General features: G+C 48.1%; 21 protein-coding genes. 9 read left to right on the plus strand and 12 right to left on the minus strand.

All coding sequences use genetic code 11. The annotated features are described in order from the left end of the window. Window positions 1-42 precede the first annotated feature (42 nt). The 5 genes from gldL to HGH92_RS10095 form a co-directional block, all read right to left on the minus strand. The gene (gene gldL, locus HGH92_RS10075; RefSeq protein WP_168870598.1) at window positions 43-789 is read right to left on the minus strand and encodes a gliding motility protein GldL; all 747 of its coding nucleotides are present in this window, start codon (window positions 787-789) and stop codon (window positions 43-45) included. A gap of 129 nt (window positions 790-918) precedes the next feature. Beyond that, window positions 919-2202 carry an SUMF1/EgtB/PvdO family nonheme iron enzyme gene (locus HGH92_RS10080; RefSeq protein ID WP_240975088.1) on the minus strand — a complete coding sequence of 428 codons (1284 nt, stop codon included), beginning with the start codon at window positions 2200-2202 and terminating at the stop codon, window positions 919-921. Between the two features lie 266 nt (window positions 2203-2468). Then, a complete protein-coding gene (locus tag HGH92_RS10085) occupies window positions 2469-4514 on the minus strand; it encodes a thioredoxin domain-containing protein (RefSeq protein WP_168870599.1) in 2046 nt (681 codons plus the stop codon). A gap of 219 nt (window positions 4515-4733) precedes the next feature. Next, window positions 4734-5399: a uroporphyrinogen-III synthase gene (locus HGH92_RS10090; RefSeq protein WP_247654859.1), complete on the minus strand. Its 666-nt coding sequence runs from the start codon at window positions 5397-5399 to the stop codon at window positions 4734-4736. 162 nt (window positions 5400-5561) lie between these two features. Then, window positions 5562-6584 (minus strand): DUF4271 domain-containing protein, encoded by a 1023-nt coding sequence (locus HGH92_RS10095; RefSeq protein ID WP_168870601.1) that lies wholly within the window; start codon window positions 6582-6584, stop codon window positions 5562-5564. Window positions 6585-6830: 246 nt separating this feature from the next. On the opposite strand from HGH92_RS10095, the gene hemW reads away from it, so the two are divergent. Further along, window positions 6831-7955, plus strand: coding sequence for a radical SAM family heme chaperone HemW (gene hemW, locus HGH92_RS10100; RefSeq protein ID WP_168870602.1), 1125 nt, complete (start codon window positions 6831-6833; stop codon window positions 7953-7955). A 117-nt stretch (window positions 7956-8072) separates the two neighbouring features. Here hemW and HGH92_RS10105 read toward each other — a convergent pair whose 3' ends face one another. Together HGH92_RS10105 and HGH92_RS10110 are read right to left on the minus strand one after the other, a co-directional pair. Continuing rightward, window positions 8073-9047, minus strand: a complete 975-nt coding sequence (locus HGH92_RS10105) for a deoxyhypusine synthase family protein (protein WP_168870603.1) — start codon at window positions 9045-9047, stop codon at window positions 8073-8075. A gap of 166 nt (window positions 9048-9213) precedes the next feature. Continuing rightward, a complete protein-coding gene (locus HGH92_RS10110) occupies window positions 9214-9645 on the minus strand; it encodes a hypothetical protein (RefSeq protein ID WP_168870604.1) in 432 nt (143 codons plus the stop codon). A gap of 376 nt (window positions 9646-10021) precedes the next feature. Between HGH92_RS10110 and HGH92_RS10115 the strand changes: the two genes are divergently transcribed. The 6 genes from HGH92_RS10115 (at window position 10022) to HGH92_RS10140 (ending at window position 15073) form a co-directional block, all read left to right on the plus strand. Next, the gene (locus HGH92_RS10115; protein ID WP_168870605.1) at window positions 10022-10618 is read left to right on the plus strand and encodes an ACP phosphodiesterase; all 597 of its coding nucleotides are present in this window, start codon (window positions 10022-10024) and stop codon (window positions 10616-10618) included. Window positions 10619-10714: 96 nt separating this feature from the next. After that, window positions 10715-11305 carry a DUF2911 domain-containing protein gene (locus tag HGH92_RS10120; RefSeq protein WP_168870606.1) on the plus strand — a complete coding sequence of 197 codons (591 nt, stop codon included), beginning with the start codon at window positions 10715-10717 and terminating at the stop codon, window positions 11303-11305. Window positions 11306-11658: 353 nt separating this feature from the next. Next, on the plus strand, window positions 11659-12798 hold the full coding sequence (locus HGH92_RS10125) for a cystathionine gamma-synthase (RefSeq protein ID WP_168870607.1): 1140 nt from the start codon (window positions 11659-11661) through the stop codon (window positions 12796-12798). 194 nt (window positions 12799-12992) lie between these two features. After that, complete coding sequence (locus HGH92_RS10130) at window positions 12993-13766, plus strand: TIGR02757 family protein (protein ID WP_168870608.1); 774 nt, start codon at window positions 12993-12995, stop codon at window positions 13764-13766. Between the two features lie 18 nt (window positions 13767-13784). After that, entirely contained in the window at window positions 13785-14726 is a 942-nt protein-coding gene (locus HGH92_RS10135) for a DUF6263 family protein (RefSeq protein ID WP_168870609.1), read from the plus strand. Then, entirely contained in the window at window positions 14726-15073 is a 348-nt protein-coding gene (locus tag HGH92_RS10140) for a hypothetical protein (RefSeq protein WP_168870610.1), read from the plus strand. Before HGH92_RS10135 ends, HGH92_RS10140 begins: the two co-directional genes overlap by 1 nt. Window positions 15074-15188: 115 nt before the next feature. Here HGH92_RS10140 and HGH92_RS10145 read toward each other — a convergent pair whose 3' ends face one another. Together HGH92_RS10145 and HGH92_RS10150 are read right to left on the minus strand one after the other, a co-directional pair. Then, window positions 15189-15845, minus strand: coding sequence for a sterol desaturase family protein (locus HGH92_RS10145; RefSeq protein WP_168870611.1), 657 nt, complete (start codon window positions 15843-15845; stop codon window positions 15189-15191). A gap of 177 nt (window positions 15846-16022) precedes the next feature. Next, a complete protein-coding gene (locus HGH92_RS10150; protein WP_168870612.1) occupies window positions 16023-17270 on the minus strand; it encodes a serine hydrolase in 1248 nt (415 codons plus the stop codon). 250 nt (window positions 17271-17520) lie between these two features. Between HGH92_RS10150 and HGH92_RS10155 the strand changes: the two genes are divergently transcribed. Then, complete coding sequence (locus HGH92_RS10155) at window positions 17521-18534, plus strand: fumarylacetoacetate hydrolase family protein (RefSeq protein WP_168870613.1); 1014 nt, start codon at window positions 17521-17523, stop codon at window positions 18532-18534. 2 nt (window positions 18535-18536) lie between these two features. Further along, complete coding sequence (locus tag HGH92_RS10160) at window positions 18537-19415, plus strand: flavin reductase family protein (RefSeq protein ID WP_168870614.1); 879 nt, start codon at window positions 18537-18539, stop codon at window positions 19413-19415. Between the two features lie 72 nt (window positions 19416-19487). Here the strand turns inward: HGH92_RS10160 and HGH92_RS10165 are convergent, their stop codons facing one another. The 3 genes from HGH92_RS10165 to lysS all read right to left on the minus strand — a co-directional run bounded on the left by HGH92_RS10165 (window position 19488) and on the right by lysS (window position 22865). Further along, window positions 19488-20243, minus strand: coding sequence for a DUF4197 domain-containing protein (locus tag HGH92_RS10165; protein ID WP_168870615.1), 756 nt, complete (start codon window positions 20241-20243; stop codon window positions 19488-19490). A 42-nt stretch (window positions 20244-20285) separates the two neighbouring features. After that, window positions 20286-21119, minus strand: coding sequence for a universal stress protein (locus HGH92_RS10170; protein ID WP_168870616.1), 834 nt, complete (start codon window positions 21117-21119; stop codon window positions 20286-20288). A gap of 237 nt (window positions 21120-21356) precedes the next feature. Further along, window positions 21357-22865, minus strand: a complete 1509-nt coding sequence (lysS, locus tag HGH92_RS10175) for a lysine--tRNA ligase (protein WP_168870617.1) — start codon at window positions 22863-22865, stop codon at window positions 21357-21359. Window positions 22866-23158: the final 293 nt, after the last annotated feature.

Here is a 23158-nt window from a genome sequence, read left to right on the forward strand (position 1 = left end):
TTAGCAGATTTAATGAATGGTTTATTAAACTATAAGCAATACTTATCTGGTTCCGCTCATGGCAGTCAGCATGTTGCCATAAACAGTATTGAGGTTGCTAAGGTTTTTGGCCAGCATGGTGATCTGCTCCTGAGTCTTCTTAGCATCATCAACACTACCACTCATAGCGGAAGCAGCTTTGTTCAGGTTGCTGTAGAAGTTGTTCATCGCTTTCAGGTGGTTGTTGGTGTCTTGCAGTTCCAGTTCGTAGATAGCGTTGAGGGAAGCCAGGTTTTTGGTCATGCCCTGCATCTGTTCGTGGAAGCTTCTGGTAGACTCAGAGGCGCTATTGAAGGAAGATACTGCGGAAGCAGCAGTAGTGTAGGCGTTAGCCACATTACCGATAGCAGCGGCAGCTTCTCTTGTTTTCTGGGTGTAGTCACCGGTAGCAGCTACCACGTCGCTGATATCTCTCATTTTATCAACGGTAGTGCCCAGTTTCTGGAAGTTTTCGCTCAGGCGTTGCAGATTGGCAGGCGTGATGTCTGCTTCCTGCAGCATTTTGTCGAGACCAGCAACAGCAGGGCTGCCGGCAACGGCTACTACCTGGCCTTCAGCATGGGAGGCACCGGAGTCAGGAACGAAAGCATATACAAAGAAGATGAGCGCTTCAGTGCTCAGACCTAAAATCAAAGCGATATCCGCTCCCCGCCAGTGTTGCAGTTTAAATAACGCTCCGATAATTACAACAGAAGCGGCAATACATACGAAAAAGTTCAGCCATTTAGCTTTGTTAGGATTCATAGCCATAGGTTAAAATTTACTGGTTAAAGTGATAAGTGTTAAAGTTCTCTGTATGGAATAGTTATTTCTCCGTGATTTGCTTAATGTGTGCATAAATAAAGGCTTTTCTGGTTTAACGGATCAGCAATTATCTAATTATCTGTGTTTGGCCCTTCTGCTCAATGCGATCGTACATCTGAAACCTACATACGATTTAGCACTATCCTGATATTCATATGTTCTGGTACCTGTTTGCAGGAAGTATCCCACATCTTTCCAGGAGCCGCCTCTGATGGCTTTACGCTTCATTTTCAAAGGCGCATCGTCTGGCACGTCCATTCTGAGATAAGGGTTCATATCGGACGTAAATGAATAGGCGTTTTCATAGAAGATGTCAGCAGTCCATTCCGCTACGTTACCGGCCATGCAATACAGACCGTAATCGTTGGGCCAGTAAGCATCGGCGCGTACGGTGTAGAAACCGCCGTCTTCCGGATAGTTACCGCGGCCAGGTTTGAAGTTGGCCAGCAGACAGCCTTTTTTATTGCGGATATAGTAACCACCCCAGGGATAAGGTGTTTGCTCTCTGCCGCCACGGGCAGCATATTCCCACTGTGCTTCAGAAGGCAGCTGGAATTTATCTTCCGTGAATAATTTTTTAGAGTTGCGGTAATCTTCCCAGAATTTACTTCTCCATTCGCAGAAAGCGGTTGCCTGGTGCCAGTTAACGCCTACTACCGGATAGTTGTCGAATGCCGGATGCCAGAAGTACATACGGGTCATCGGTTCGTTATACGCATAGGAGAAGTCCCTGATCCAGCACAGCGTGTCCGGATAAATAGGCACGTCTTTCTTAACGATGAACGTAGAACGAGGCTTGCCGAAGTTCTCCCTCAGCTTGGCTTTGTCCCAGTTGAACGTTTCCTGGTGATAAACCAGCTTTCCAACGTCCACGTCCTTGCGGCCGTACAGACGGTCAGCTTCTGTGTATATCATCGCGTCCAGTTTTTCCACTGTCGCTTTGTCTTTCCAGTTGATCTTCTGCTTCCAGTCGATGATGTCATGTCCATCATCCTGTTTAACATGGCCTAACAGAATGTGGGCGATAGAGTCCTGGACCCATTGCACAAACTGGCGGTACTCGTTGTTCGTAATCTCCGTGGCATCCATATAGAAGCCGGAAATAGAGATAGACTTGTTACGCGCTGTGTAGGCATAGTTCACATCCTCATCGCTGGGGCCCATGTGAAATGTTCCCGCGGGAACATAAACCATCCCATAGGGTACAGGGGGGGTGTACTTTGGTCTGGGGCTTACGCCGATCAGTTGCCCTTGTGCGTTTTTGGGGCCTTTACTACCGCCACAGCTGGCCAGCAGGGAAACCAGCAAAAGTGCCAACAGACCTCTTAAATAATTAAGCTTCATAAGGGTAGCTTTCATCAGAATATGTTTTTCTATAACCAGCCTGGTGTTTTTTGCCTGAATGCTAGGGAACACATTTCTCATATTTATCACCCGCTTTGTTTATATGAAAGATAGCAAATGTAATAATAAAATTTAATTTGTAGTCAACTTTTACACAACTTTTTCAATTCCACATACGTCGGTTCGGTAACTAATTTAAACGTATTTTTTAACATTTTATTATATCACCGGTCCAACATTTATTTTACATAAACCACCCTTATAACGGGCAAGTTACATAATTATTCTATTAAATTAATAATTTCTTGTATATAAAACACTGGCTTAATACAATGGTAATCCTTGCATAAATATACTAATGTATCGTTTTCCCGGTATCTGTCCTGCAACAGCGGAATTTCCGGCTGATTTTTTTCCGAGCCGATTAAAATCCGGAAAGGGATAAACCAGTTGCCCGCCTCCTGCATCCGCACACGGAAATCTTTTCCTACAACCGCTATTTCAGGAGTGCCTTTTACCAGCTGCAATAACTGGCTCGCCCACACGCCGAAAGAAGTAGGGTACCGGACCACCGTCTGGGCAATACCTGCCAAAGCCGCTACGGCCTTGTTTCCCCAATCTTTATTATCGAAAACAATCGAAAGATACCAAAGGTTCTGCACCATTATGGCATTACCACTGGGCACTGCCCCGTCATACACCTCTTTCTTCCGCACAATCACATCATTCTGCCCGTCGATGGTATAGTAAAAAAGATGACCACCATCCCCAAAATGATCGTTCACAAAAGCCGTGATATCATGCGCCTGGTACAGATAACGGGTATCACCGGTGATTTCCTGCAGGGCGATCAGCGCCCGTATTAGGCAGGCATAATCGTCCAGGAAAGCAGGGTATTTGGCCTGTCCGTTTTTCCAGGTATGAAAAAACGCCTGTGTACCATCGTTTTGCCGGAAATTGGCCAGCAGGAAATCCATATTGCGTACCGCCATCTGCCGGTAGGTTTCATCGCCCAGTGCCGCAAAAGCACGGCAGCAGGCATGTACCATCAGGGCATTCCAGCCCAACAGCGCCTTATCGTCCAGCCCCGGACGGACACGACTGGCACGTACCGCCAGCAGCTTCTCCCGGCAGCCTTTCAGCATAGCGCCCAATACTGCCGGATCATAGCCTCTTTCAGCGGCAAACTGCTCCAGCGGCTGTTGTATCCATAATATATTCTGCTCTTCCCAGTTGCCATGCTCCGTCACATCATAAAACTCACAGAAAGGGCCTGCCTGTTCTCCCAGCACATGGTGTATCTCCGCTTTGCTCCAGGTATAAAATTTCCCTTCCACCCCTTCAGAATCCGCGTCCAGTGCAGCATAGAAACCACCCTCCGGCGATGTCATCTCCCGGGTAATAAAAGCCAGGGTATCTTTTATAGTCTGTGCATATACATTGTTACGGGTCAATTGCCACGCATCACACAACACATCTATCAGCAAAGCATTGTCGTACAACATCTTCTCGAAATGGGGCGCAAGCCATTTCTCATCAGTGGAATAACGGGCAAAACCGCCGCCCAGCTGATCATACAAGCCACCCTGCAACATTTTGTCCAGCGACAACAACGCCTGCTGCAGCGCTTCGGGATGCTTAAACGCATGGTGGTACCGCAGCAAGTACGCAATGGTAAAAGTCTGCGGGAACTTAGGCGCCCGGCCAAAACCGCCCCATACCGTGTCTGCCTGCCGCAGCATGTTTTCACAGATGGTATCACATTGCTGGCGGGTAAACAGCTCCTCCCTTGGTATATTGAAGTTCACACCGGCATCAAGCCCAAACTGGCTCGACTGGTCAATATGTTGTGTCAGATTATCCGCCTGTGTTTCGATGTCTTCCCGTTTGTTGGCAAAAGCATCTGCCAGCGACAACAGCACATCTTTCCACGACGGCCGGTTGTAAGCCTTTACCGGCGGGAAATAGGTACCGCCGTAAAACGGCTTTTTATCAGGCGTAAGAAATACGTTCAGCGGCCAGCCGCCGGCGCCCGTCATGGCCTGCACCGCATCCATATAGATATGGTCCAGGTCCGGCCTTTCCTCCCTGTCTATCTTGATATTGATGAAATACGTATTCATGATGTCAGCGGTTGCTGCATCCTCAAAGCTTTCCCGCTCCATCACATGACACCAGTGACAAGCGGCGTACCCTATACTCACCAGAATAGGCTTGTCTTCCGTTCTGGCCCGCTCCAGTGCCTCTTCTCCCCAGGGATACCACTCCACCGGGTTATGCGCGTGCTGCAATAAATAAGGACTGGTTTCGCCCGCAAGTTTATTCATGGAATCCGCTTAAATAATTGAAACTGGGATAGTTTTGATTGATAACGATACACGCTACAAGAATAAAAAGATTTTGACAGAATTACCAGTTCCTGAAAAGATTTTTTGAGGAGATAATAACAACCGGAGAAAACTGCTGCTGCGACCGCTTAGCAGTAACAAAGCAGGGATGGCTACTGCCATCCCTGGTAAACTATTTATGCGACACACATTATTCGCTTATTTCTTGGAAAGACCTGCGAGGTACTGGTCCAGTGCAGCAGCCATAGAGGGTGCCTGCGGGGCCGGCGCTTTCACATCCAGTCTTAAACCTGCTTCTTCCACCGCAGCTGAAGTAGTAGGCCCGAAAGCCCCGATACGCGTACCATTTTGTTCAAAAGAAGGCACGTTCTCGAATAAAGACCTCACACCGGAAGGACTGAAAAACACGATCATGTCGTAGTTCGTCTTGCCCAGTATCTCCTTTACATCGTTGGAAACGGTTTTATAAAGGGTGGCTGTGGCATACTCACATTTGTTCGTTTTCAACCATTCCTCAATGTCCTTTTTCTGGCTGTCAGAACTGGGGAAGAGAAACTTCTCGTTGTCCCGGTGTTTGTTCATCACTTCCAGTACACCTTTGGTAGAACCGTCAGCTCCGTAAAACACCTTCCGCTTACGATAGAGAATGAATTTCTGCAGGTATAGCGCAACTGCTTCCGTGATACAAAAGTACTTGCAATCCTGCGATACCTTAATCTTCATTTCTTCACAGATCCGGAAAAAGTGGTCCACCGCATTACGACTGGTAAAAATTACTGCCGTGAAAGCCAGGATGTCAATTTTCTGTTTCCGAAACTCCTTAGCGGGTAAGCCTTCCACCCTGATGAATGGATAAAAGTCCAATTTTATATTGAACTTCTTCGCCAGATCAAAATAGGGAGACTTTTCTGTTTCAGGCTTAGGTTGAGAAATTAGGATTGACTGAATTTGTTTACCTTGCAAATCTTTTTTTGGCCCGCCTTTAATCATACTTTTTTATGCTCTTGTGTTAACAATAGGCGATAATCAAGGATTACCAGTTAACCAGATATTCAGCAGCACCTTTGTTAATATTAGCACCGGCGCTACTTCGAATGCGCAAAGGTAAAGAAAAAAATGCAATTTACTGAAGGATAGGTATTGCCTAACTAAAGAATAAGATCTAATATACCGATAGACAACTAATAATACTATAAAAAATATCGAAATATAGAGGAAAGTACGGGCTATTTCCACGTCACAGAAAGCCAACACCACCAGGAACGGCACCAGTAGCACCCCCAGGATCTTATTGATCAGGTACAAAATAAAAATATAGGCATCGGCCAGCTCGCTGTTACCAAACAACCAGCCACAGAAACGCAGCATCACATATTTGATACCATACACAACTGCCACCAGGACGATCAGCCCGGGAATCAGCAACCACGGCTCCGCCTGTGGAAACACCTGCTGCCGGTACAATACCAGGTAAAGATATACCCCCAGCGACACCGCAAAAAAGGTATTGAGCAGCATATTCGGGAAAGGCGCCTGTGACAGCTGGTCCTTCAGCTGCCGCTGGCTCAGCGTGGGGTTTAGGAAAGCCCTGAAGAGGTCCGCAAAATATTTGGTGTACGACAACCGGATGATGCTCAGCAGCAATAATATACCGCCTACGAGATACACGAGCCAGTCCATATTCCGAAAAGGCCGCAGGGGATTGGTGTCCCGAAAGGAAGGCCTTCCCGGCTTCAGAAAAATGTTCTCCTGCGCCAGCTTCTTCATGTACAGGTCAAACTCAGATACCGGCTTCGGCCTGGGCGCCGCCGCCAGCGCTGCGCTGTCTGTTTTGTGAGCGTTGGTGTCTACCGGCACTGTAGCCGTAGCTGGCACCACAGCGGTCTTTACCGTATCTTTTCTGATGGTCCGTGTCGTATCTTTTTTCAACGCCACGGCAGCAGGCTTCGGTTTCGGCTTCGGACGAAGTGAATCCGGCACCGTGCGGACAGCCGCAGGTTTCTTTTTGACAGGGGCAGGCACGGCAGTACTGTCTGCTGTTTGTGCCATTATCGGTAAGTAGCTGAAAATAAATAGAAACAATAACCAGTTGCGCACCAGGAAAATATTTTGCAATGACTTTTAATCGGTTTTCCAATTTCAACGTGTGCCCCTCACCACACCAACCAGGGGGCAATTAACACCGTCCTGTTCACATAACAAAACTGAAACGTAATTTTGCTGTTTGCAAAGATATTAAAATAGTCCATAGTTGACCTGTAATACGGCAACAGCAGGCTATTATAAAAAACGTCCATGGCCGGAATTTATTTACATATTCCCTTCTGTAAGCAGGCTTGTTACTACTGCAACTTCCATTTTTCCACCTCACTGGCCCGCAAAGCGGAGATGGTGCAATGCCTCCTGCAGGAAATAGACCTGCAAAAGGACTACCTCGGCGGTGAACGGATAGACACCATCTATTTCGGTGGCGGAACCCCCAGCTTACTGGACACCGCAGAACTGCAATTGCTGCTGGCCCGCCTGTACAGCACCTTCGACGTGGCGTCTGACGTGGAAATCACACTGGAAGCCAATCCTGACGACCTGGACCTGGTTAAGCTCCAGTCTCTCCGCGCTGCCGGCATCAACCGGCTCAGCATCGGGGTACAGTCTTTCCACGAAGCAGATCTGAAATGGATGAACCGCGCCCATAACAGCCAACAGGCGCTGGAATGTATTGTCCAGGCGCAACAACTCGGATTCCGCAATATCACCATAGACCTGATCTATGGCGGCCCCACGCTCACCGACGAAGGGTGGAGGCAGAACGTGGAACAGGCCATCGCACTGGGCGTGCCGCACCTGTCATGTTACGCGCTGACCGTGGAACCCGGCACGGCGCTCGACCATTTTATCCGTAAGAAAAAGATGGAAGCCACTGACCCCGATAAAGCAGCCCGTCATTTTGAACAACTGATGCAGTGGCTGGAAGCCGCCGGCTACGAGCACTACGAAATCTCCAATTTCGCTTTGCCCGGCTGGCACTCACAGCATAACAGCAGCTACTGGCAAGGCCGGTCTTACCTGGGCATCGGCCCTTCGGCCCACTCTTTCAACGGCCACTCCCGCCAGTGGAACATTGCCAATAACACTGCCTATATTAAACGCATCACCGCCGGCGAAGTACCAGCGGAAACAGAAAGTCTCACCAAAGAGATGCAGTTCAATGAATACATTATGACCTCCCTGCGGACTTCCGCCGGCTGCCACCTGGAATGGGTCGCTGAAAAATTTGGCGCAGACCAAAGCCTTCGCCTGCAACGGGAGAGTAAGTCACTGATAGCCAAAGGATGGATGGTACAAGAAGGAGAAACGCTGCGGCTCACCAAAGCCGGACGGCTGTTTGCAGACGGTATCGCAGCGGATTTTTTCATTTGAGCCCGGGGCTAAATTGTCAGCAGGCTATCCCTTTTTACAGGAAAAAATTCAGGGATTCAATTATCCGGACACATTCCAAATAATCAAATCCCTAAATAAAAAAATATCAAAATAATTCTACCAGCCCAGCACGTAAGAGAAGATCAGCGGCGCTACGATAGTGGCATCTGATTCCACGATGAACTTAGGCGTATGTATATCCAGTTTGCCCCAGGTGATTTTTTCATTGGGAACAGCGCCGGAATAAGAACCGTAGGAAGTAGTAGAGTCGGAGATCTGGCAGAAATAGCTCCAGAAAGGAACATCGGTCCATTCCAGGTCCTGGTACATCATTGGCACTACGCAGATGGGGAAGTCGCCCGCAATACCGCCACCGATCTGGAAGAAGCCAACGCCTTTACCACCGGAATTTTTACGGTACCAGTCAGACAGGAAGATCATGTATTCGATACCGCTCTTCATGGTAGAGGCTTTCAGCTCACCTTTAATGCAGTAGGAAGCGAAGATGTTGCCCATGGTGCTGTCTTCCCATCCCGGAACGATGATAGGAATATTTTTTTCAGCAGCGGCCAGCATCCAGCTGTTTTTAGGATCGATTTCGTAGTTCTCTTTCATCACACCGCTCAGCAGCAGTTTGTACATGAACTCGTGCGGGAAATAACGTTCACCGGCATCTTCCGCGTCTTTCCAGATTTTGTGGATGTGTTTCTGGATGCGGCGGAAAGCCTCTTCTTCAGGGATGCAGGTATCGGTAACACGGTTAAAGCCTTGTTCCAGGAGGTCCCATTCTTCCTGCGGGCTCAGGTCACGGTAGTTAGGCACTCTTTTGTAGTGAGTGTGCGCCACGAGGTTCATAATATCCTCTTCCAGGTTAGCGCCGGTACAGGAGATGATGTCTACTTTGCCCTGACGGATCATTTCAGCGAAAGAAATGCCCAGCTCGGCCGTACTCATAGCACCGGCCAATGTTACCATCATTTTACCACCTTCCAGTAAATGTGTTTCATATCCTTTGGCAGCATCCACCAATGCAGCAGCATTAAAGTGGCGGTAATGGTGCTGGATAAATTGAGAAATGGGTCCCTTATTCATGTCATTTAATCATTTATACATTAACAGCCTGGCTCATAAAGCCTTAACAGCTGGCAAAGTTAAGATAATTTTCCAAGGCGAAAGGGGAGAGGTCCATAAAAGAGAAAGGTCCGTGGCGGCGCCCACAGACCTGTTCATTTCAATCAAACGGAAAGCACAACTAAAACTATGCTTTTTTGAGACGGCTCTGTACACTGGTACTGCCGCTCGCATCTGCTTTTAAAGTGGTCCAGGTATCTTTTCCCTCAAGGGTGATAAAGTAAACAACATTACCATTGGCAGCATATTCCACGATGCAGTAGATGCTGTCGTTCGGATATCTTTTATTGAGCCTGGAGGTCAGTGACAGTGGCAGCTGTTCAGGGCCCAGGTAGCGGGAAGTGGCCAGCAGTGTTCCTGCATCATCGAAGAAGGCAGTCACCTTGCTGCTGCGCATGTTAAATTTCGCTGTGAAGGTTTTGTTATCATCGGTATACCATTTTACTTCACTGGCTCCGGCAAAAGTCTCGCTAAAAGAATGTTCTATTCTGCTGTTAACTTTAGTTTCGTACGGATTTGCAAAGAGGGCGCCTGCACTAAGCAGTAATGCTGCACTCATCAAAAGGATTAATTTTTTCATGGCGGAAAAAAATTAAGAGGTTTTTAAATGTTTTTGTGTTGGTTTTTTGCTTTGATGACTCAAAACTACGACGGGAATGGATGGTTGGTCAAGCCATACTTTACTGGTGGAGGCACTAGATAATTTGAACTATCCGCTATCGGACGTTCGGCTGGCCGGTGGCGGACAACCGCGTATGTACCGCAGCCATGGCCTGTTTGTTGGTGCCACCTTGCCAATGTTGCATGGGCGTGTGTTAAGATTGTGTTAAAGTGGATGAGAAATGTGGTTCAACGTGAAAACCGGCATGCCTTGACTATCAGTGGCAAAACGAATCGTTACATTTGTCTGGTCAAATCATCAGAAAGGCTTTATTATGAACTATCTGGCACATGCTTACCTCTCCTTTCATCAGCCGGCACTGATCACCGGCAACCTGATCGCGGATTATGTAAAAGGCCGGCAGCAGCTGGCGTTATACCCCCCCGATGTGCAGCAGGGCATACGGTTGCACCGGGCTATTGATACCTTCACCGACCAACATGCTGTCACCGCACAGGCCAAGACTTTTTTCCGCCCGGCCTGCGGCCTTTACAGCGGCGTATTTACAGACCTGGTATATGACCATTTCCTGGCAACAGACAGTACCCGCTTCTCTGAAGACACCCTGTATGATTTTTCCAAAGAAGTATATGATGTCATTACCGGCCGGGAAGAAGTGCTGCCGGAGAGGTTCCTGGAGATGTTCGCCTACATGCGGCAGTACAACTGGCTCTTCAATTACCGTGGCAACGACGGCATGGAAAGGGCCTTTCGGGGCATCAGCGCCAGGGCCAAAGGATTAGAAAGCAGTCCTGCCGTTATTTTTGCTATCTTTCTGGAACATTATGATGCCTTAAAGGACTGCTACCAGGCCTTTTTCCCCGCGCTCCAGACACATGTGGAAAATTTGTTACAAAACGAAACCCGCTAAGGGCCTGTTAAAGCCCCTCAGGTTACTTTCCGGATTCACTAAAAATCTCTAGGTTTGGGGCCGCAAATTGTTTTAAAAGAAAATAAAGCTCACAGGATGTTTAAAAAAGCCATCATTTTCGCCTTTGCACTCGGAGTATTTGCCGCCAACGCAGGAGCCCAGGATAAAAAATTACCACCACTCGACGCCAGCCCTATGGACATGGCTTATTACCCGCCCATGTACCCTTATGTGGTAAAGGTAAAGGGTGAGCCAGGCACATTGGTGGCCAGGGTCATCTATAGCCGTCCGCAAACAAAGGGCAGGGAGATTTTTGGTAACCTGGAAGAATACGGAAAAATATGGAGGCTGGGCGCCAACGAAGCCACTGAGATAGAATTTTTCAGACCGGTGGTCATTGCCGGCAAAAACGTTCCGAAAGGACGGTATACCATGTATGCCATCCCCACCGAAAAAACATGGACCATTATCCTCAACAAGGAAACAGATATCTGGGGCGCATTTAAATATGACCAACGTAAAGACGTGGTGAGAACAGCCCTCCCCGTAACACCACTGGACACCCCGCTGGACGCCTTCACCATGGTATTTGAAAAAGGTGATCCCGGTGCCAATCTGATCATCGCCTGGGACAAGGTAAGCGTAAGCCTTCCTATCCGGTGGACGGATGGCGGTGCCAGGAAATAACACCCTCACAAGATAAAAATACAAATGGCCCAACGATGTCAAAACCGTTGGGCCATTGTATTTATATAGTATGAACTATGTTTCAAAAAGAAAGGGCGGTAAGACTACCGCCCTAAGAATTTTAACCATATCCTATGAAAAACCTAAACGAATGTATATCGAATATCCGTACCCGTTAGACTTCATTTGGTGAACGATATAAAAATGTTCGTAAGCGTGCTAAATCATTCCATCAACAATTTTTCGGGCGCTAAATTGGACAATAATTGCCGTGCCCGCTAAAATGTTCCAATCACAAAAGGGAGTATATTTGAAAAACCGCCAGAAATTGTTCATTATAAAATATTTAAGACATGAAGCTGGGAACTAAACTCATACACGCAGGTGTAGCGCCCGATCCCTCCACAGGGGCCATTATGACACCTATCTTTCAAACCTCCACCTATGTGCAGAGTGCTCCGGGGGTACACAAAGGATACGAATATGCCCGTACACAAAACCCCACCCGCGACGCCCTTCAAAATGCATTGGCAGCCATTGAAAACGGTACACATGGTATTAATTTCGGCAGCGGCCTGGCCGCTACCGATGCAGTCATGAAACTGCTGTCGCCCGGCGATGAAGTTGTGGCAACCAATGATTTATACGGCGGCACCTACCGCATCTTCACCAAAGTATTTGAACGGTACGGTATTAAGTTCTCTTTTGTGGGCATGCGCGACGCCGCCAGCGTGGCAGCGCATATCACGCCTAAAACCAAAATGATCTGGCTGGAGACACCCACCAACCCGCTGCTGAACATCATTGATATTGCTGCAGTGGCGCAGATCGCCCAAAAGAACGGCGTACTGCTGTGCGTAGACAATACCTTTGCGTCTCCATACCTGCAAAATCCGCTGGACCTGGGCGCTGACATCGTACTGCATTCAGCCACCAAATACCTGGGCGGCCATAGTGATGTGGTACATGGCGCCGTCATCGTTAAAAACGAAGAACTGGCCCAACAACTGTATTTCATACAAAACAGCTGCGGCGCTGTGCCGGGGCCTCAGGACTGCTTCCTGGTGCTGCGCGGCATTAAAACCCTGCATGTGCGTATGCAACGCCATTGTGAAAACGGGGAAAAAATCGCTCACTTCCTGCGTAATCATGATAAAGTGGACAAGGTATACTGGCCCGGCTTTACCGATCATCCCAACCATGACATTGCCAAACGCCAGATGCGGGGCTATGGCGGCATGATGTCTTTCACGTTGAAAGATGATAATATGGACGCTGCCAACAGGGTCCTGAGCCATACACACCTGTTCTCCCTGGCAGAATCACTCGGTGGCGTAGAGTCACTGATCGGACACCCGGCCAGCATGACACACGCATCCATCCCCCGGGAAGAGCGGATTAAAAACGGGCTGGCCGATTCACTCATCCGCCTGAGCGTGGGCATCGAAGATGTGGACGACCTGATCGCTGACCTGGACCAGGCAATCGGATAACACGCTCATCAATCTGATTTTAATTCTTACAGGTTAAAAATTATCTTTACCAGGTATATCATTTTACCTGGACCATATCCACAGCCTATTTTAAACAGTGCTGACGAAATAAACCACCTGTACGGTTGCCGGAGGGCAGCAGTACAGGTGGTTGACGCGTATAGCCAGGCTGCAGATGCTACATGTGACACACTATGAAGATCCAACAACTGAAGGACTTCCTGAATGCGAAAGCGGCATCCTATAATCATCCGGATTTTATTGCAAATGACCCCATTTGCATCCCGCACCGCTTCAACGAACTGCAGGACATAGAAATTGCCGGCCTCTTTGCCGCTATACTGGCCTGGGGCAACCGTACCAGCATTATCAACAAATGCACGGAACTGATGCGGCATATGGACAATGCGCCCTATGACTACATCCGCAATCATGACCCGCGCGACCGGATGAAGCTGATGACCTTCTGCCACCGCACCTTTAACGGGGTAGACCTCCTGTATTTCGTGGAATTCCTACAGCATTACTACACCAACATCACCTCCCTTGAATTCGCCTTCAGCGGACATCTGAGCCCGGAGGATGAAAACGTTGAAAAAGCCCTGACCGGCTTCCATAAAATGTTTTTCTCCCTGGAACATCCCGCCCGTACCGAAAAACATATATCTTCCCCTGCCAAGCACTCTGCCTGCAAACGATTGAACATGTATTTGCGCTGGATGGTGCGAAAAGATGAAAATGGCGTGGATTTTGGGCTGTGGCAACATATTTCACCATCACAACTGATATGCCCGATGGATGTTCACGTAAGCCGCGTGGCCACCAGGCTGGGACTTATATCAGATGCGAAGTCTGACTGGAAAACAGCGGTATCGCTCACCCACGAGCTCAAAAAACTGGACCCGGAAGATCCGGCCAAATACGACTTCGCCCTGTTTGGATTAGGTGTGATCGAAAAGTATGTTTGATTAAATTAAATTACGGTAATGAAAAAATTATTGGGCGCCATTGCAACCTTGCTGACATTATCCTTTGCCGCAAAAGCACAGGACTATATGTCGATCAATTACAACTTCAACAAGGGAGAACAGTTCGAACTGGAACAGAAAAGCCGTACGGAGACCTATACCACTGTTAATGAGACTCAGCAACGGGTTACCCGCGACTATAACAATATCATCACTATCGATGTCACCGATGTAATACCCGGCAAAGCCGTGCTCACGTTCCGGTATAAAGAACTGCGATTCAATTTCAACGCTAAAAACCAGAACATCTTTGTGGATGCCAAAGTGGATAAAGCCGAAGAACCTTTTCAGGCCGGCCTGAAAAAACTGCTGGACCAGCCGTTTACCGTGGAACTGCAAAGCACCGGCGTGATCACTAAGATCGATGGCCTCGATAACCTGCTTAGCAACGCAGAAGCCGCCTTCAGCTCCCTGAAAAAAAATGAGCAGGAAGCGTATAAGAAACTGATGAAAGACCAGTTTGGCACCGACGCCTTCCGCGCCTGGCTGGAACAACTACTCATTATGTATCCGGCACATGGCATCAAAACAGGCACCCAATGGGAAGAAAGCGTACCCCTTCGCGGCGGCCTCATAGGCAGGATAGACCTTTACTGGAATCTCCAGACCTGGGACTCTCAGACCGCCAAGATTGGAGGTACCTCCAAAATCAATACTGACAAGGTGCAAACCCTGACCCTCGACGATGATATCAAAGCCACGGCCGAAATCAGCGGCACCACCTCGTCCAACTACCTGGTCATGCGCAGTAGCGGTATGCCCAGCATCTGCGTGCAGAATACGGAAATGAATGGTAACTACACCTACAAAGTGAACAAAGCAAAAGGCATTAAACACGATCTGAAAGTGCCGGTGAAAGTAATCACCAACGCTTCCTACAAAATAAAACAGATGAAATAATGAACAGCTTTCCTGCACCATACCTTCAGGAGACGGCCACCTGGGCGCAACAAACATTTGAGGTGAGCGTACCACCGGGCAATATCAGTTTCGATCAACTGCAGGAAATACTGGGCAGAAGACTGGAGTATCTCATCAGCAACGATTTACAACAGTTTATTTTTCTGCTCTATCGTATAGACGTGGCAGAGAAAAAAGTAAAACAAATACTCGCATATGCCGCCGAACAGGGCACTGATCCCTACCGGCCCATCGCTGCCCTGATCATTGAAAGGCAGCTGCAGAAAATAGCTTCCCGGGAAGCTTTCCGGCAAGATAACCTGCCGGACGATGAAGAAAGATGGTGAAGCATTTACGGATTTTTTGATTTCGTGACCAGTTAAATGAATATAAAAAAACGGCCAAAGCGGAAACCTGCTTTGGCCGTTTTTTTATTGATCTGTAAATCAAAAAGTTCGTAAATCAGAACATCAGCTCCTTTACTTTCTCCTTGTCTTCCTTTTCCTTGTCCAGGTCGAAGAAAGTGCCGAACACGCGGTCCCAGAACGCAGAGCTTACGCCAAAACCTTTCTCCTCGCTTTTGTAGTGATGGAGGTGGTGATTACGCCACAGTGGCTTCATAAACTTAAAGGGTGGGTTCCAGGCATGAATGGCATAGTGCATGCTGCCATAAATGAGATATCCCAGCAGAAAGCCCGGGAAGAACATGAACGTGTACTGCCGCAGGAAAATATACTGGCTGCCAAAGATCGCTGAAGCCAGGATCAGGCTCGGTACCGGCGGCATGAACAAACGCTGTTTGTCCCGCGGATATTCGTGGTGGTTACCGTGCATCACATAAATAAAGCGTTGCACCCTGGGGCTCTCACTGGCAAAGTGAAAGATGAACCGGTGCATGATATACTCGAAGAGCGACCAGAATAACATCGCGCCAACAAATATCAGAGCTACCGTTCCAACTTCAAAACCTAATGAGTCGTGGCTATAGTAAAGCATATAGCCAATAATGGGCAAATACATTCCCCAGATCACCAGGGGATGCGTTTTTGTCAGCATCTCGAGGTACTGGCTTTCAAATAATCTTGCCTGTCCTTTGTTCTTAATCTTTTCAAATTTCATGAATCCCAGTTTTAACGCGTAACAGTTACGGGAAAATGAATAAGACCCTTCTTATTTACCCCGGCAGGTAGTTTAGTCCCCGTCTGCCGATTTCAGGCACAAAAATACAATCTTCACCTTAATTGGGATATTTTAGTTCCTAAATTATCCATCAAATATTATAACGCCCGCTTTCCGCTACTGCCTGTAATTGATACGAAACTCGTTTAAATCCGGCTGGTAGGCCCGTTTGCGTTGTAACTCGTATTGATAAAGGATGTTCCCGGCATCCCGGAAAAACGGATACCCCTCTTCCTCATATTCATATTTATCATCATTTAAAATACCATCGCGGTTCACATACACTGTTCCGGTTAGCATAAACTCCACATGATGTTCAAAATCAACGATGTAAGCCGCATCTGTGAGGAAACCGTACGACCAGCCCGTTTTATTGAAGACCCGTATGCCGGACGGTATATGACGCCCCGCACCCTTGAAAAGGAAAAACTTCGTATAGCTGTCGAAGTACTCCGTAGTGTCGTAAACGGGGTCTGTGCTTTCAGAAGGGTACTCCGACATATACCGGTACAGGAACCGGTAGTCCTCAGGCGTTATCCGGAAACGCTGTGACGCCGGCACTGATTGCGGGAAAATCACCGATTGCAGTAGCTGTTGCAGGTCCTGCAACGGCAGGTTATTATGCTTCGTAAAATCCATCGGCTCAGATACCAGATGATCGTTTTTATCCATGTACCCCGCACCAATCCGGATGTTCCTGCTATAGTCATATTGCAGCGTGCTCACAGCGGGCGCCTGCCAGTACAGCGTTTTGCCGTTTTTAACAAACCGGATGGCATTGGTGCGCCTGTTTTCATCTTCCGACAAAGGCATAAACCGCCGGACGATACGGACATCCTTATATCCCTTTTTCCAGAGCCGCTCATGAATAGACTGCTGTCCGACAAACTCATACAAACGGTTATAGGCATCGTTGTCACTGATCAGGAATATTCGTTTGATGTAATGATTGATGGAGGGAAGCCCGCTTTTCGCGGTACTGTCAGTATGCACGGTCAACTGCCCGCTTCCGCTGCTGTCGGTAAACATCGTGGTATTGCCATCCAGCCCCGGCACTTTCAGCTCCCGCATCTTTTCCAATGCCAGCAAGGCAACAGGCAGCTTCACGGTGCTGGCCGGATTAAAATACTGGTCTGCGTCCACATTGAGGTAATAATGCCGGAAATGCGGTTTGTTATTGGCATCCCGGTCAATTTGCGTGTAGATCAGCTGGTACCGGAAAGAGTCCGGATGCTGCAGCATATGCCGCAACAACGGCGTAGCCTCGCGGTTGAACATGTTTTTGAGCAGGGTATCTGTACGGGGCTGTGCCTGTGCAAAGGACAGGCAGCCGCAAAGCAACAACAACAAACAGTGACGCGTCATAGAGCAGCAATAGTGGTTCTGATTGCCAAAATATAAAATTATCAGCTGGCTACTAAGCGCTTTCTGATGTTTTCGTTAAAATTAGCCTGTGTAAGCCCGAAATGGGTGTGGTGCGACCCAGCACCAGCAGCAGGTAAAGGGGCGCCATAAAAGGGATTTCATAACAGGTATTTATCTTCCTAATTTATATAAAAAAACCGCAGGAGCATCCTTATATTTGGTCAATCATACAACCAGAACACTACAAATCATGAAACTTGTAAGTTATTTAAGAGAGGAAACAGACCAGCTGGCTATCCTTGTTGACGGACTGTTATACAACACCCAGGAGCTGCATCCTGACCTGCCCAACAACATGGGTATGTTCCTGATGATGTGGGAAGATGTGATCGATATTGCCCGGCAGGCCGATGCCAGTCTGAAAGCAGGTAAACATCCGGGTACAGCTCATGGCATAGCTGTAGACAGCGTCCAACTGCTGTCGCCCGTACCGTTCCCTACTTCCTGCCGCGACGGCTATGCTTTCCGTCAACACGTAGCTGCCGCACGCAGAAACCGTAAAGTGGAGATGATCCCTGAATTTGACCAGTATCCCATCTTCTACTTCACCAATCACAATGCCATCCAGGGCCCCGGCGATATTCACTGCATGCCTGACCATTTCGACAAACTGGACTTTGAGCTGGAAGCAGCCATTGTGATCTGTAAAGCCGGCCGCAACATTACCGCAGCAGAAGCGGACGATTACATCGGCGGTTTTATGATCATGAACGATATGAGCGCCCGCACCCTGCAGATGGAAGAAATGAAGCTCAACCTCGGACCTGCCAAGGGTAAGGATTTCAGCACAGTGATCGGTCCTATGCTGGTAACGCCTGATGAACTGGAACCTTTTTTGATTCCTGCCAAACCAGGGCATACCGGCAATAACTATAACCTGAAGATGACCTGTAAAGTCAACGGTGTGCAGGTGAGCGAAGGCAACATGGGCGATATGGACTGGACCTTTGCGGAAATCGTTGAGCGTTGCGCCTATGGCGTCAACATCATGCCCGGCGATGTGATCGGCAGCGGTACGGTAGGCACCGGCTGCTTCCTGGAACTGAACGGCACCGGCAAACTCAACGATCCCAATTATACCGAGCAATGGCTGCAACCCGGCGACGTGGTGGAAATGAACATCGACGGATTGGGCACGCTGACCAATACCATCGTAAAGGAAGACACTGACTTCTCTATACTGGCACTTAAGAAAAACGTATAGGCATGAAGGTAGTTCCGTCAGAAATTAAAACCAGCGAACTGCAGGCTTATTTGCAGGGAGCCATAGCCCCGCGCCCGATTTGTTTTGCCAGTACCATAGATGCTGAAGGCAAACCCAATTTATCGCCCTTCAGTTTTTTTAACATGTTCGGCACCAATCCGCCTACGCTGATATTTTCTCCGTCCCGGCGCGTGCGCGACAACACCACCAAACATACACTGGCCAATGTTTATGCCACCGGCGAAGTGGTGATCAACGTGGTCACCTATAGTATGGTGCAACAAACGTCCCTTGCCAGCTGCGAGTATCCGGAAGGCGTGGATGAATTTGTAAAAGCAGGGTTTACGCCAATGGCATCAGAAAAAGTGAAACCGTTCCGCGTAAAGGAAAGCCCGGTACAACTGGAATGTGTGGTAAAACAAATCATCGAAACCGGCAACCAGGGCGGCGCCGGCAATCTCGTCATTTGCGAGCCTGTACTGATTCATATCAATGATGAAATATTCGACGCCAAAGGCAAAATAGATCCTCACAAGATAGACCTCGTAGCACGCATGGGCGGCGATTATTATTGCCGTGCTTCCGGTGATGCCGTTTTTGAAGTGCCCAAACCAAACACGCAACTGGGCATCGGCGTAGATGCGTTACCGTTACCTATACGCAACAGCGTTATTCTCAGCGGCAATGATCTGGGCAAACTGGGCAATGTACATGAAATGCCTTTTGTAGACCCTACGTTTGATGATCATCACCTGAAAAATATCATTCAGTACTATAGCCTCACACCGGATGAGATGGAGCGTGAGCTGCATCATTATGCCAAACAACTGTTGGAAGCCAACAAGGTTGGAGAGGCGTGGCAGGTATTGCTCAGCGCATAATAAAAACATGCCTGTAAAAACAAAAAGGAGCGAAGAATCTTCGCTCCTTTTTTATGTGATCTGAAACAGTTATTACAGGATATTCCCGAATACTTTTTTCAGGAGATCAGTTGTCCTCGCGGCAGGATTGGCGCGGATAGCCGCTTCCTCTTTGCCGATCTGGTCAAACAGCGCATTAACAGCCATGGTGGTCACATAGTCCTGCAGGTTAGGGTTCGCTTTGTTGAACGTTGTCGGCAGTTTGTTATAGGTGTTCACGATGTCTGAGTAATAGCGTGTAGCGCTGGTACTGTCGAGTGATTTTTTAACTACAGGATTAAAGGCTGCTTTCAGCTGATCTGTAGTTTTGCTTTTGAAAAATTCTGTGGCAGAATTGTTACCGCCTTTTACAAGATTGAGCGCATCGGTGAGCGTCATTTGTTTGATCGCGTTCACAAAGATGGGAGCGGCATATCCTACTGCTTTTTCAGCAGAACGGTTGATTTGCAGGATAGCCTGGTCCACCTGCGGGCCAAGACCGATAGCACGTAGCGTGTTACCGATTTTTACCGCATCAGGGGGCAATAACAGTTTATAAAGATCATTACCAAAAAAACCGTCTGTTTTATTGAGATTGGCAATGCCATTAGCAACCCCTTTTGCCAGTGCTTCCTTGATAGCAGAACCGGCTTCTGATTCAGTTATACTGCCGCCATTGCTGGAAGTAGTGGTGGTAGTGTTAGTAGTGGAGTTGGCTTTTCCGAGCTTTTTCAGTTTGTTCAGTAGTTGTGCCTGGCTGGCGTGCATGCAGCCAACGCCCAGGAGTACCAACAGTGTTTTTTTCAGCATAATGTTGTGATGATGATGTATTAATGTTTCAAATATATAACTTTATTCGTGTATCGTTAATAGCGGAATATGTGTCTGGTAGGCCAGTTTAGCCGTATTACTACGTTTGAAGATCCGTTCGAACAAGCCATGTTTTTTAGGAATGGTCAGAATGAGGTCCGCCTGTATGTTTTCCGCAAATTCTGTAATTCCCTGTACCACGTCCGGGTTGTCTATGAAATGATACTCCGGCTGATGGCCTTCCAGCAGGGTATCGAGCATCAGCGTTTCAAAAGGCGTGTCGGTGGAAAAGTGCCTGCTTTCATGATCGATATTGATCACATGCAGTTCTGCATGAAATGCGGCAAGCAGCTTCTTCAACGGTGCAATCGGGGTGGTGTCGGCCACCTGGCGCAGATCGCAGGCGAATACAATTTTCGTGATGCCTTTGAAGGTTGCTTTCCCAGGAACAATTAACACCGGACAGGTGGTATGTTTCACCACGTCGACGGTATTAGATCCTACCAGTATTTCCTCCACTTTGCTGCCGCCGGTGATACCCATCACGATCAGCGTGGCTTCTTCCTGTTTTACCACATCATCGATAGTGGCTGCCAGCAGGGTGTTGTCCGCCCGGGTCACGATGCTAACGCCATTTGCCGCAAGGGGCAAAAGCTCTTTCTGCATCTTGTCCAATCCTTCCTGTGAGGCGATCCGCAGGTCATCGGGATTGACCATGGGAATAGACGTAGGTACGTCAGGAATCGGGACAATCAACTCATAGGCATGATAAAGCACGATACGGTCTACCTTCAGTTGCGCGGCCATTGCCAACGCATAAGTAGCTGCATTATAGGCGGTATCAGAAAAATCAGTGGGTACAAGTATAGTTTTCATATGACTAATTTTAAGATACAGAAAGCGTTACTTAAAGTTAACTATGTGACACGGTATCTGAGCGCTTCTGAAAAGGGTATAGAAAATTTAATGCCGGAAATTTCACGCACGCGAAGAAACGATAAGACCACATTCTGCCGATCATATTAACATAAATTAATATAAACAACAAAATGTGGTCTTATTTTATCTCTTTGCGGGCTTACTGCCCACTAATCTTATGATCCGTTTGCCTGACTATTTTTCCAGCTTCATTTGCGGGAAGAACAGCACGTCCTGGATGGAAGGCTGGTTGGTCATCAGCATGGTCAGACGGTCGATACCGATACCGATACCGGAAGTAGGCGGCATGCCATATTCCAGGGCTCGGAGGAAATCGTAGTCGATATACATGGCTTCGTCATCGCCGCGTTCCATCAGTTTCACCTGGTCTTCGAAACGTTCGCGCTGGTCGATCGGATCGTTCAGCTCACTGTAAGCATTAGCGATTTCCTTGCCATTGGCAATCAGCTCAAAACGTTCTACCAGTCCTTCCTTGCTGCGGTGTTTTTTAGTCAGCGGGCTCATTTCCACCGGGTAGTCGGTGATAAAGGTCGGCTGTACATAATGGCCTTCGCATTTTTCACCAAAGATCTCATCGATCAGTTTGGCTTTACCGAATTTGGCGTCTACGTGGATGTCCAGTTGTTTGCAGACATCGCGCAGTTGCGCTTCGTCCATGCCGGAGATATCGAAACCGGTATGTTCCTTAATGGCTTCGTACATCGGCACGCGGCGGAAAGGCGCTTTAAAGTCGATGGTTTTATCACCTACCGGCACTACTGTGGTGCCATGAAGGGCCAACGCTACTTTTTCGAGCAGGGTTTCGGTGGTACGCATCATCCACTCATAGTCCTTATAGGCGGCGTACATTTCCATTACGGTAAACTCCGGGTTGTGGGTACGGTCCATACCTTCATTACGGAAGTCTTTCGCAAATTCGTACACACCTTCAAAACCACCTACGATGAGGCGTTTCAGGTATAATTCATTCGCGATGCGGAGATATAAAGGAATATCCAGCGCGTTGTGGTGCGTAACGAACGGACGGGCGGTAGCGCCGCCGGGAATAGGCTGCAGGATAGGTGTTTCCACTTCCAGGTAGCCCAGGTTATTATAAAAATCGCGGATGGTCTGGAGGATTTTGGTGCGTTTTACAAACACATCTTTCACTTCCGGGTTGATGACCAGGTCCACATACCGTTGACGGTACTTAAATTCCGGATCGGTTACCTCGTCAAAAACCTGTCCTTCCACGGATTTTACGATCGGGAGCGGGCGCAGGGCTTTGGACAGCATGGTCACTTCCCTCGCGTGAACGGAGGTGGCGCCGGTTTTGGTCACGAAAGCATATCCTTTTACACCGATGATGTCACCGATGTCCATCAGTTTCTTGAAAACAACGTCGTAAGCAGTCTTGTCTTCACCAGGACAGATATCGTCGCGGCGTACGTACAGCTGGATACGGCCGGCCTTGTCCTGGAGTTCCACGAAAGCTGCCTTACCCATATCACGGATAAACATAATACGGCCTGCCAGGCATACGTCCTGGAATTGCTCCTTAGTAGCTTCCGAATAGTTATTTTTTATGTTAACGGAAGTATCATTAACCGGGTATTCCGCTGCAGGGTAGGGGTCGATCCCTAGTTTTTGCAGCTCCTGTAATTTTTCCCGGCGTATAATCTCTTGCTCAGATAATTGTGTCATGTGATTATTTGTAAATGCCAAATGGAGTGCAAAAATAACTGATTATAGGGAAAATCTTATGGAAAAGGGCTGTAAGACTACAGCCCTCTTATTTTTTGACCATATCCTATGAAAACCGGTTTAAAGTTAGCCTGTTCCACTGCTATAAGCAGCGGGAGTTAACGAACGTGGTCAACTATTGCGTAAATGGCGCCTGTAGATGGATATCCGGCAATATCAGGCGGCCGTTTATGGATTTTGTGAAGGGTATTTTTGAGTTATGCTTATTTTCGCCCGCCAACAACAACAAAAAT

It is taken from the genome of Chitinophaga varians, assembly GCF_012641275.1.
Taxonomy (GTDB): domain Bacteria; phylum Bacteroidota; class Bacteroidia; order Chitinophagales; family Chitinophagaceae; genus Chitinophaga; species Chitinophaga varians_A.